This window comes from Virgibacillus sp. MSJ-26 (assembly GCF_018918075.1).
Classification (GTDB): Bacteria; Bacillota; Bacilli; order Bacillales; family Amphibacillaceae; genus MSJ-26.
Genome location: NZ_JAHLPW010000024.1, coordinates 40954 through 53589, shown reverse-complemented (window position 1 = coordinate 53589; position 12636 = coordinate 40954). Strand labels below are relative to the sequence as shown.

The following is a 12636-nucleotide window of genomic DNA, read 5'->3' as shown; positions in this document are numbered from 1 at the left end:
GGTCGTATACCAAACTGGGCGATGGTTATGAACCAACTTTTAATCCATGATGATCTAAAAGATAGGGTGTTAAAATATCTTGAATAAATTAGAACTTACACACTTTATTTGACAAGCCCTTGAGCATAATCACTCAAGGTTTTTCTATATCAAACATCAAAGATTATAATTCAACTCATCTTCCTGCATCTTCACTTCTTCTAGTTCACCCCTAATAAAGGGCTCCCTTCACCTTCTTCTTTAATATAATTCCACTGGAACCTTTAAACGGACTAAACTTCTATATACTTCTCATGAGGGACCATCTCAATAAACCGGCTCTTTTCTCCATCAATCACTATTACCAATTCATGCATTGCTCTTGTACATGCCGTATAGAATAATGTTTGATCTGTATCTTCCCCGTACATGTCATTGGAAGCATCAGGTATAATAACCGCATCGAATTCAATCCCTTTTGCCAAATAAACCGGTAAAATTACCACGCCTTTTTGAAACATATAGGTCTCTTCATGGATTAAATGAATTGGCTTGTTTCCTTTTAATCCGTTATATAGTTTATTAGTTTCTTCCATTGTCTTACATATGATGGCTATTGATTCATGTCCATTTTTTGTTAGTGTGTCAATTTGATGTTGAATGGCCCCTAATAAATTTTCCTCCGCGCGGGTAATTAATTGCGGCTTAGATCCCTTTCGATTAAACGGGATAATTTTTTCTTTGCCAGGAGCAAAATAACGCGTGAACTCAACAATCTGCTTTGTTGATCGATAGCTTTTATTGAGCGTGATTCTTTCCGCATTTTCCAAGTTACTTGATAGTAATGGATTCTCTTTAGAGGCATAAGAATATATTGCTTGATTAATATCTCCGAGAAGCGTCATCCGTGTATACGGAAACAAAAAATTAATATACGCAAACTGAAATAACGTATAATCCTGGGATTCATCGATAAATAGATATCGAAGCGAACGGTCTTCAGTTGCGCCAATTAACCGATCTTTAAAATATGAAAATGGTGTAGCATCTTCCCACAACAGTTTTTTTCTCGCCAGATTTTCTTCTGTCAATTGGCAAATACTCTTCCAGTACGCCGGTTCTTTCTCTAGTTTTAAGTCTTTGAATAGCTTTCGATATGTGGCTAAGACATTAACAAATGCATAATCACTTATACGTGTTTTTATTGAGGAGAAAATTCTATTTACGGCTTTTTCTCTTAGTACCTCTTCTTCTATACTGCTATCAACTTCTTCGCCTTCTTGACTTTTGTAATAAGCATCTAAATAATCTTCCCGATCCATCAATTCAACCTGACGCATCACCCAGTCCTTATTCTTTTCAATCTCTTGATGTTTTTCAATTTGCTTTAGTAGCCATTTTAAGGTGTTTTCCATTCGGTTGGGCAACGACACAATGTCATCCATCGAATAAAAATATTGAGCGATGTCTTCTTTAGAAATGAGTACACGCTTACGAAGGGTAATGTTTCTAAATTGAATGCCTTCCTTTGTTAAACTCTTAACAAAGGTGTCGATTAACGTTTTGAATTCTAGACTGGATTTATATTGGATATTTTCCCGACGAGCGGAATACTCTTTATCTTCTTTTTCTGATAGCACATACTCCGTCTGCTTAAATGGGGATTCAATCTGTAGCTCTTCACCCAACCGCTCTTGTAAAAAATCTGCAAACGTTGATTGCTCGATATTTGCCTCCCCCAATTCTGGCAGGACATTCGAGATATAACTAGAAAAAAGAGGATTCGGTGAAAACATCATCATCTGACTTGATTCAAGTTCGCCTCGATAACGATACATTAAATACGCGATACGTTGCATAACTGCTGACGTTTTTCCACTTCCGGCAACCCCTTGGACAATTAACTGTCTGCTTTGTTCATTTCTAATAATTTTATTTTGCTCTTTTTGAATGGTGGCGACAATACTTTTCATGGTTGTGCTGGCATTATTTCCAAGAGCTTGCTGCAAGAGACTGTCACCAATCGTTACACCTGTATCAAACATACCTTTCAACTCGCCCTGCTTGATAATGAATTGCCTTTTTAATGTCATATCACCCGTAATTGTATCTTCCGTCGTTTGATACGCTGCTTTTCCAGGAGAGTGATCATAATATAGACTGGAGATTGGAGCACGCCAATCATAAATTAAAAAATTTTCTTCATCTTGATCCATAAAAGATGCCATACCGATATATATTTTCTCATTAAGTGATCCCGTATCTTCCTTGAAATCAATTCGTGCAAAATAAGGTGATTCTTTGAGTCTGTCGAGAGTTTTCAGTTCTTCTGAAATATGTCCATGAGTTCGTTCTCGCTCTATTAATAGTTCAGCTTGTTGCTTAATGCTGGCCTCTGTTTCGATGGCATCGTCTGGGTCTTCTATATTAACTGTCACGTCTTCCCAGAAACCTTTTCGTAAATCAATAACACTTTCTTTTAAACCAGATGATTTCGCAAATAACTCATTCTCTTTTAATTTAATTTCCTTGATGACCCCTTTGATTCGCTGTTCTTCCGTGTAACGTTCTTTAGAAAGTTCGCTCATTAAACCAGCCTCCATAAAGATATTAAGATATGTATTGACTTTTCTTAAACAGACTAGTATAATATATATTGGATAACTATATATTATGAAATTAATTGCACTAACCTTTTAAATATACCATGTTTAAGGGGTTTCGTCTATGTTAATGTAAATAAATAACACGATATTAAGCAAAAAAGTAGCTCTTTGGCAGCTGCTTTTTTATTATGGTGTTTATATACGATGATATGATATTAAAATTCGAGGTGTTCAACATGCCATTAAACTATGATTTACCAAACCAACTAAACGATATACTGAATGAAACAATACAAAAATCAAGTGATGCTTTCCCAGAACTAATCAAACAAAGCGGGTATGTGCCACCGAGCCCTGTTTTATTATACGATGCCATCGCAGCTTTAAGCATGGGTAAAAATATTCTTTTAAAAGGGCCAACCGGCACCGGAAAAACAAAATTTGCTGAAACACTTTCTCATCTATTCAACCAACCAATGTTTAGTATTAACTCGTCCGTTGATTTAGATGCAGAAAGCTTAATGGGCTTTAAAACATTGTCTTATGAAGACGGTAAACAGATCATTGATTTTGTCCCTGGCCCCGTTACAAACGCTATGAAACATGGTACTTTTCTTTATATTGATGAAATAAATATGGCAAAACCTGAGACTTTACCACTAATAAACGGCGTGCTTGATTATCGCCGAACAGTCACCAATCCTTTTACAAATGAAATGATTACAGCAAAAGAAGGCTTTAACGTGATTGCAGCCATTAATGAAGGCTATATTGGGACGGTTCCGCTTAATGAAGCCTTAAAAAATAGATTCATTGTCATCGAAGTGCCGTATATTCAAGGAGGGCAATTGAAGACATTAATTAAAACAAACACGAAACTGACAAATGAGACTACTATTGACTTATTCACCACTCTATCTTCTGATCTCATTCAAGCCTCTATCCAAGGCAAAATGTCAGAAGACGCTGCATCCATCCGAGCGTTGCTTGATGCTTGCGATTTAAGTGTCTATATCCCTCCAAAGCGAGCCATTCAGCGAGCGATTGTCGATAAATTGGAAGAAGATCGAGAGAAAGAATTTGTGCGAAACTTGGCTGAAACCCTTTTTGGATAGGAGAATGTGTCATGTACCGATTTCATGATAAAAAAATAGATACAGATCTTTTTTTACAGTTACAAGACTTAACAACCGTTTTGTCTAGAGAACCTGACTTACATTTTGACTTTAGTTATGGATCTTATCTCGATGTGACAGATAATAAAGTAACCGCCAGCACTTTTTGGGATCAAAATGACTCAAATCTTAAAGTGGCTGGTTATAAAACTGATATTTATTTACGCACTTTAGGAAACCTGCATTACACAGCCATCCAACCGTTGCGTAATTTTATGGATGACTATTTTAATGAATCAACGCTCCCCCGCTTTACTAGTCAACTTGTAACTTTCTTTGAAAACTTTCGTCTCGAGGAACTTATTAAAAAAGACCGTCCTGGCACCGTCACTTTATTTAAAAAACGAAATGAATATCTGAAATTCTATTTTACCAATCAACTTAAAACGAACGTTACGAAAGGTTATGCCATTGATGAATTATTTTGTTTGATCTTTTTATTGGTACAAGCTGATCAGCCGGATCCTCAGTTCCCGCAAGCTGATGAAAAACAACTTCATCAACTTGAACAATTGAAACCAGCCATCTATTCTCTGTTTGAAGTAAAAGCAACTGAAGATATCCTCCGTCTTGTCGAACAAATTGTCGCTCGGTTAATAAATACGTATCAAGATTCTATGAATGACTATTTCATATTCCCGATTGCTCATATTAATATTTATACGCGAAATAATTTGTTTGATGAATTAACTCGAACAGATCCATTAGCAAATGATGATTTAGAAGAAGTGGATAAAGAGAAAAGCGACTATATTGATGAAACCTTTTCTACTTGGCATCGGGAAAATAAAAATGAAGACCGGAAACAAACTTTCCTTCAATTTGATCTCGAACAAGGAACGAAAACCGATCTTCTCGGCGGTGGAACGCGTGAGACCGAAGAAGGTGACCAAGCTATGGCATCCATTCAAGGCGCCTCTGGTGAAAGTGAGCAAAAGGATTATTCCAAACTCGATACTCTCGAGAAAAAAGAGTCCAAACAAGCCGGCCATCAATCTGAAAGTCCTTTTGGTGAAGAAAACAAACATGCGGTAGCCATTGTTAAGCATGCGGAGGTGCCTACAGAGCAAGATAAACATGATTATGATGAAGTAGTTTTAGATATTGACTCAATGAGACGGAAACTTGCTAAGACAATAGAAAACACCCTTGAACATAAACAGACTGAACCGCGAGACGGTTTAGCTATGGGAAGACTATCAAAAAACCTCTTACCACTTGTTTTTGAAGATAACCCGCGAATATTTTACAAAAAAGATCATCAATCAAAGGAAATTGATGCGGTATTTACATTGCTCGTCGACTGTTCTGCTTCAATGCATAATAAAATGGATCAAACCAAACGCGGCATCGTCTTATTTCATGAAGTTCTTAGCCAATTAAACATTCCTCATTCGATTGTAGGTTTTTGGGAGGATGCGACACATACAAAAGATAATTACCAGCCTAATTACTTTCACACCATCCATTCTTTTACAGATTCTCTTTATCAAAAAAATGGAGCTAAAATTATGCAACTCGAACCCCAAGAAGATAACAGAGACGGATTTAGCATCCGCATGATGACGAAAGAACTTGAAGCACGGCGAGAAAGCAATAAATTTTTGCTTATCTTTTCTGATGGTGAACCTGCAGCCATGGATTATGAAGAAAACGGGATTGTGGATACACACCAGGCTGTCTTAGAAGCACGTAAAAAAGGAATTGACGTCATCGGAATGTTCCTAGCTAATAATGAAATTGCTGAAAATGAAGATGCAACAATGAAAAATATTTATGGCACGCAACGCGCCATGGTACCAAATGTAGAAGAACTTCCTGAACAGTTTGCTCCGTTGTTAAAGAAATTAATTTTAAAAACATTATAGTCATGTATAACGCCTAGCCTCCCCCCGCAGAAACGTATCGCTAGTTATGTTTAAGTAAGCAAAAAGAGGGTATTAAATATGTTATGTTGGAAGCACTGTTGAGGGTGCTCTAGAGGAGGCATTTCATGACTATTTTTACAATCGGGCATTCTATGCATACAAAAGATGAGTTTCTCCATATGCTGCATCACGCCGGTGTCGATACACTAGTAGATATCCGATCCATCCCGGCCAGCAGAAAATATCCTCACTTCAAAAAAGAAAATATGGAGAAATGGCTTCCCCAATCAGGTGTTGACTATCAACATTTACCATTATTAGGAGGACGTCGACCGAGATCGCCTTATATTCAAGATGCGTTAAACAATGCTTGGCAAAACCAATCTTTTCATAACTATGCCGACTATACATTAAGCACAGACTTTCAAGAAGGGATTGACGAATTAAAAGATTTAGCAACAAAGAACCAAGTTGCATACTGTTGTGCAGAACGGCATCCGTCACGCTGTCATCGATTGCTAATCAGTAATTGGCTAACTGCTAACGACTGGAAAGTAAAACATATCATTGACATTAAAGACGACAATGTTGAAATGATTATCCACGAACTAGGAAGATGGGGAGCGATGCCAATTATCGAATCAGATGGAACAGTGGTTTACCCCAAATATTAAAACCTCAAAATATAATCATCGTTAATATCAAAACTTATTCAAAAAGCCGTTCTAATTTTAAATTTTGCACATATAGTTATAGGGTGTGCCAAAATTAGTTCGGTAATAAATGGATACTTCCAAACAGTCATATTTTTTCATGTGGATGTACCTTTCTATCCTCTACATTTATAGACAAAATCTCAAAGCCCTAGCAATCATAGAAATCACTCGCCATTTTACAAACTTTATCGCAGGTTAACTAGCTCTAAGACTACCACTTCAAAGGATTCGAGAGGAATCAAGAATTATAAGCAGGGGCAACGGCCAGTAAAAAGATTCGTTCAACTAACAATCAGTGGGGGAAGTATGAAAATCCACACTGAATGAAGTTTCACTTTATAGGCGCACGCAAAAACAATTCGGAGGGGAAATATATGTTTAAAAACAACTTTGATTTCACACAATTCATTAATAGGTTAACTCGAAATAAGGAACTTAATAAAGTTGCTGATGCACAGCTAAATGCATATAAAACAAAAGTAGCTTATTATTCAACTGCTTTTTTCTAAACAAATATAGAATTTCTCATCCCTGGCCACTATTCTCATCCATGAATAGTGGCCAGGATACGTTATTAAGCACTTTCTCTATTTTATTTCCATGACTCATGGTGTATAATGAAAGACGTTTGAAATAAAAATTGTCATTGTAGCAAAGGGACGTGGAGAAATCATATGTGGTTTATTTTTTCAATTCTTACAGCTCTCGCTTGGGGAGGAGCCAATCTTTTTTATAAAAAAGGAACAGACAGTGATGATCCTTATAGTCATTTAAAAATAGTGACAATGGTAGGGCTTGTCATGGGAGTTCACGCTATTATCTATTTAGTAATAAAAGATATTACATTCGACCCTTTTGATATGATCCGATACCTACCAGTTTCCGCTATGTATATCTTATCCATGACCATTGGTTATATCGGACTAAGATATATTGAACTGTCCATTGCAGCACCAGTGCAAAATTCTTCTGGAGCGGTTAGTGCCATTCTGTTATTCATTTTTTTTCCCAGGGAAATGCATCCGCTTGATATACTTGGAATTGTTGTCGTAACTCTTGGTGTGATTGGTTTAGCTATGCTAGAAAAGGAAGAGGAAGAACAAGCGTTAAAAGCAAAAAATGAAGTAATCGACAAAAAATACCAAATTGGGGTTCTCGCGATTACATTCCCGATCCTTTATAGTTTAATCGATGGGCTAGGAACATTTGCTGACGGTATTTATCTTGATGAGTTAGAGTTACTTAGTGAAGATTCAGCTCTCTTAGCTTATGAGTTTACGTTTCTCATTTGCGCTATTTTATCATACCTTTACATAACCGTGATCAAAAAGAAAAAATTCACTATTTTTAAGGAACATGATAAAGGTTATGCAGCTATATTAGAAACGACAGGGCAATTCTTTTATGTGTTTGCTATGGCAGGAAATGCTATTATTGCCGCCCCACTGATTGCAGCACACGGCATTTTTTCTGTTATTTTATCTCGTATTTTCTTAAAAGAAATCCTCAGTAGGAAACAGTATGTCATGATTGCCATTGTGATGACAGGTATTATTCTTCTTGGTATGACAGAGGAATTTTAATTGATAAGGTAAAGTAATGAAGGAGCGGACTTATGACATATATGATTTTATTTGACGATGAATGTCTATTTTGCCAGCACAGTGTTCAATTTATCATTAAGAGGGACCCCAAAAAGAAATTTAAATTTTTGTCTTTACAAAGTAGCACAGGAAAACGATTATTGCATGAACACGGAATGCCTCAATCCGTGACAAGTTTAGTATTAATCAAAGAAGACAAAATTTATATAAAATCTTCTGCTGCCCTTCAAATATGTAAACATCTCAAAGGAATATGGAAAATAGGCTATCTGTTTCTCGGACTTCCTAAACCAATTAGGGATTGTATTTATAACTTCATTGCTAAACATCGTTATCAATTAGTTGGTAAAACAACAAGTTGTCCTATCCCATCTTCTGAAGTTCGAGAGCGTTTATTATAGATAATAAGCTGTAACTCTTTCTCACAATGATGATTCTCTATGCTATAATATGTCTAAGTGAGAAGGTGACAAAATGGGACAAGAAGAAAAGATTATCAGCATGTTGGAACAAATTATAGGTAAACAAGACGAACATAGCGGTATGCTTAATGAGCATCGTAGTATTCTTAATGAACACACCAGCATCCTTAAGGAACAAAGCAATATCCTTAATGAACACAGTCAAAAACATAATCAGCACACTGAACAGTTTAAAGAGCATGGACAAATCCTTTCCGCTCTCCAAACTGGACAAGAACATCTTAAAGCTGAACTCGAAGGTATGAAGAAAAGCAATAAGAGTGAATTTAAAGAGGTAAAAGAACAATTAAGCAATGTTTCAACGAAGGAAGATCTTTTACAAAAAGATGTCTGGAATAATAAAGTTGACATCGAACGATTGAAAAATATTATTGGCATAAGTTAGTCACGGTTACTTCTAGATAACACTTCTTAATCTACATTCATATTTTTCATCTTACACTGCCTCAGTGACTAAAGCATGCCTACATGTATAAAAATTCATCATAAAAATTATCCTCAATGAACATTTCCTAAAACAACAAAAAATCCCGCCTTTATTTAATAGCGGGATTTATATCATTCGATTATCTTCACTCGTCACTGCCACGATACCGGTGATAAGGCAGGCGATTCCACACTCTTTTTTCTAACTGTTCTTCCCTTAAGGATGGTGGTGTTTCATTTAAAATTTGCTTCGCTACTTCAAGCTCTATTTCTGCTTCTTCTTTATCTTGATACATAAACTCATCGGATGCAGTTTCTGGCGCTCGCTCAACTTTTTCCTCTAAATATTCAACAACCATATGCTGATGTTCACGAACATCATCCCTTGCATCTGATAGCCATTCGCGCTGGATAGAACGATTGACATCTGTTAAATAACTGTACTCGTCGGCAATGTCATCATAAATTTTATGAGCATTTGCACGAACATCCATCATGGCCGCTTCAAGATCGCGGACATTCAATTCTTCAACGTTTAAGGGAATATCCCGTTTAGGTCCCCCTAGTCGTGAAGCTTTCAAATAATGAGGAAAAAGACTTTTTATTGTATTACCTATTGGTGCGATAGATTGATTACTCCCGTCCTTACCTTTAGGTTGAACCCCTTGCATAGCAATGCGTGCTGATTCAGGTCGCACAATTTCTTTGGGTGGTAGAACTCCGTGCCGCAATAACTCACGAATTCCTGTTCCGGAAATATTAATGTGGAACTGGTCTTCATGTGGACATGTATGACCGGTAGCTAGACTGTCACATCGAGTACAGAAGAAGACCTCACGATACAAGCGCACATCAATACCTAGTTCTTCTGGTGTAAATCTATCAAAGATTGTATGACTTTCATATTTGTCATAGTAGTCACCAATACCAGCATGATCCCTACCAATTAAGGCATGGGTGCAACCATAGTTTTTCATAATTAGTGCATGCAGAACAGTTTCACGTGGACCCGCAAAAATATAAGTGACTCGTAACGGTGCCAAAACCGACCTGCCCTCAGGATAATAGGTCTCCATTACACTTCGATAAGACAGCATTCTAAACTCGTGTCTAGTATATTCCCTTTTCGCCATTTCAACGAGCGGCTGAATTAATAAGCCATCCAACTCTTCGAGAGCATTTCGGTGAATATATTCATGTCCTCTATGCAATGGATTGGCACCTGTAATAAATCCGCCAACTGAACTCATTTCTTTTTCTTCATAAAATTGATGCCATGTATCTTTCGGTTCCAGTCTGAGCGGTTCAAAAGGTCCCCAGTGCATTCGGTTTAATAGCTTTATTGGTCCACCGAGTGCGGTATCTCCCATACGTCGGTATATCGCATCAACCCCAGGATGATTACGATCAGTCGTACCAAATAAATGGGTCGCACGATAATCTCTATCATAATCAAAAATATCTTCTAATTCTAACAACGCTACTGGCTCTTTTTGTTCATCAATTAAAACAACCTCGTCACCAACAGATAACGATTGAATTAACTGCTTATTCCGCTCACCAACAGGAGCAAAACTTAATGGGACAGGCCATACTAATCCATCTTTAAGGCGTCCTTCACTAAGAACTGATTTATAATCTTCCTCATTCATGAAGCCTTCATTAGGCGACAATACACCAGTCGCTATCATTTCTAAAGTGATGACAGCTTCCATATCAACCATAATCATTGGTAAGTTTTTTGCTTTTTCAAGCCCTTCTTCTCGTTCTTTACCGCGCAACACTCTATCAACTAATTTACCACCATGTGGCTGCTGCGGATAAGTTGCTAATTTTTCTGGTGACAATACATCTTGACTCATTATAACCTTCACCTCTTCTTACATAATCGTCCGTTTTCTTACCTAGTACCTTTTTATATAAATATTAATTGACATTACTCTATATTCATCCATATATTAAAAAGTTTAATGCAATCGCTTTCATCGTGGTGTTAAAATTAATTCGGTAAGGAAACGAACTTTGTGTAATTTTATGATTAATTCTGAATAATAATATTATATTAATGATTCAATTATAAGTCAAACTTTTGTCACAATTAACGTTTTATTGCTTATTCAAGCACAATAAAATCCGAACGGTTATTCGAAAAAATGCGATGAAAATTCGAATATTGTTCGGATTATGATCTTTATTATTGAATTTTAAATTTAACTTATTCTAACAGCGTGTGTGAATCTAAAGTGCATTGAAAACCCACTTACACAAGACGAAGCATTGTTCGGTTTTAAATCAATCAGATATTTTTTATTTTAACTTATTACTTTTAATAAACTCTTCTAAAATATCATTTAAGTTTGGACTACCTTCTTCATCTAGTTCATAGTGGATTCTCGTGTTTGGTTTATTTATTTTAATGACGCGCGATAAATCGATTGGTGTTCCAATTATAACTGCATCACAGTCTGTTTGATTTATTGTTTTTTCCAGATCTTCCAATTGTTGTTTGCCATAACCCATCGCTGGTAAAACATTTCCTAGATGTTGATATGTTGCAAAGGTTTCTGTTAAAGATCCAACTGTATATGGACGGGGATCAACCAATTCCTTTGCATTTAAACGCTCTGCTGCAACTGTTCCAGCCCCAAGGGCCATTTCACCATGGGTTAGCGTTGGTCCGTCTTCAACTACAAGAACTCTTTTGCCTTCTATTATGTCAGGTTGTTCTACTGTTATTGGAGATTTAGCTTTGATTAAAACAGCATCTGAATTGACAGTTCTAACATTATTTTCGACCATTTGAATCGACGTGGAATCTGCACTGTCAATTTTATTGATGATTGCAACATCCGTGTTTCTTAAGCTCACCTCCCCCGGATAATAGTTCAACTCATGACCTGGACGGTGAGGATCTAGCACGGTAATGGACAAATTAGATTGATAGAATGAAAAGTCATTATTCCCTCCGTCCCAAATGATCACGTCACATCCATCTGGATCATTCTCAGCCGCTTCTAAAATATCAGCATAATCTACACCCGCATAAACAATATTTCCCCGTTCGATATGTGGTTCATATTCTTCCATTTCTTCGATGGTACACTCATGTTTCTTTAAATCGTCAACAGTAGCAAAGCGTTGAACACGTTGAGCTACCAAATCGCCATAGGGCATGGGATGCCTAATCACGATAACTTTAAGATGATGCTCCATTAATAGTTCAATAATCTTTCGTGATGTTTGGCTTTTTCCAGTCCCGGTTCGTACCGCGCATACTGAAATAACGGGTTTATTACTCTTTAACATCGTATGACGGGGGCCGAGTAGTTTAAAATCTGCTCCTGCCGCATTCACGATAGCACTGACCCGCATTACATCTGTATAGTTCAAATCACTATACGCAAACACACATTCATCCACGTTAAATTCTTTGATTAAATCTGGAAGTTTCTCTTCAGCAAAAATCGGTATGCCATTAGGATAAAGCTCTCCAGCTAATTCGTGCGGATAGACCCGCCCCTCAATATCAGGTATTTGAGCAGCCGTAAAAGCAACCACTTGATACGCTTTATTATTACGATAATATGTATTAAAATTATGAAAGTCACGTCCAGCAGCTCCGATAATAATCACATTTTTCCTAACCATAAACACAACACCTACCTACATTTATTAAATACTGTCTATTAGTTTAACATATTCTTGCTCTCCTTCTTGTTTTTTTAGGGCTTCCTAAACTAGTACAAAAAACTCGAACAATGAGAAGATATAATCTCCTTC

The 12636-nt window shown here is 36.8% G+C and carries 9 protein-coding genes; 6 read left to right on the top strand and 3 right to left on the bottom strand.

The window, feature by feature from the left end; genetic code table 11:
* Positions 1-272: 272 nt before the first annotated feature.
* Complete coding sequence (gene helD, locus KQI49_RS16865) at positions 273-2567, bottom strand: RNA polymerase recycling motor HelD (RefSeq protein WP_216490762.1); 2295 nt, start codon at positions 2565-2567, stop codon at positions 273-275.
* Positions 2568-2821: 254 nt separating this feature from the next.
* Between helD and KQI49_RS16860 the strand changes: the two genes are divergently transcribed.
* The 6 genes from KQI49_RS16860 (at position 2822) to KQI49_RS16835 (ending at position 8815) form a co-directional block, all read left to right on the top strand.
* On the top strand, positions 2822-3700 hold the full coding sequence (locus KQI49_RS16860) for an ATP-binding protein (RefSeq protein ID WP_216490761.1): 879 nt from the start codon (positions 2822-2824) through the stop codon (positions 3698-3700).
* A gap of 11 nt (positions 3701-3711) precedes the next feature.
* Positions 3712-5628, top strand: a complete 1917-nt coding sequence (locus tag KQI49_RS16855) for a vWA domain-containing protein (RefSeq protein ID WP_216490760.1) — start codon at positions 3712-3714, stop codon at positions 5626-5628.
* A 125-nt stretch (positions 5629-5753) separates the two neighbouring features.
* Positions 5754-6302, top strand: coding sequence for a DUF488 domain-containing protein (locus tag KQI49_RS16850; protein WP_216490759.1), 549 nt, complete (start codon positions 5754-5756; stop codon positions 6300-6302).
* A 716-nt stretch (positions 6303-7018) separates the two neighbouring features.
* Positions 7019-7927, top strand: a complete 909-nt coding sequence (locus KQI49_RS16845) for an EamA family transporter (RefSeq protein ID WP_216490758.1) — start codon at positions 7019-7021, stop codon at positions 7925-7927.
* Positions 7928-7959: 32 nt separating this feature from the next.
* Positions 7960-8349 (top strand): thiol-disulfide oxidoreductase DCC family protein, encoded by a 390-nt coding sequence (locus tag KQI49_RS16840; protein ID WP_216490757.1) that lies wholly within the window; start codon positions 7960-7962, stop codon positions 8347-8349.
* A gap of 73 nt (positions 8350-8422) precedes the next feature.
* On the top strand, positions 8423-8815 hold the full coding sequence (locus KQI49_RS16835; protein ID WP_216490756.1) for a hypothetical protein: 393 nt from the start codon (positions 8423-8425) through the stop codon (positions 8813-8815).
* A 187-nt stretch (positions 8816-9002) separates the two neighbouring features.
* On the opposite strand, the gene KQI49_RS16830 is transcribed toward KQI49_RS16835, so the two are convergent.
* Both KQI49_RS16830 and KQI49_RS16825 read right to left on the bottom strand, forming a co-directional pair.
* The gene (locus KQI49_RS16830) at positions 9003-10718 is read right to left on the bottom strand and encodes a sulfate adenylyltransferase (RefSeq protein WP_216490755.1); all 1716 of its coding nucleotides are present in this window, start codon (positions 10716-10718) and stop codon (positions 9003-9005) included.
* A gap of 445 nt (positions 10719-11163) precedes the next feature.
* Positions 11164-12504, bottom strand: a complete 1341-nt coding sequence (locus KQI49_RS16825) for a cyclic 2,3-diphosphoglycerate synthase (RefSeq protein ID WP_216490754.1) — start codon at positions 12502-12504, stop codon at positions 11164-11166.
* Positions 12505-12636 lie beyond the last annotated feature (132 nt).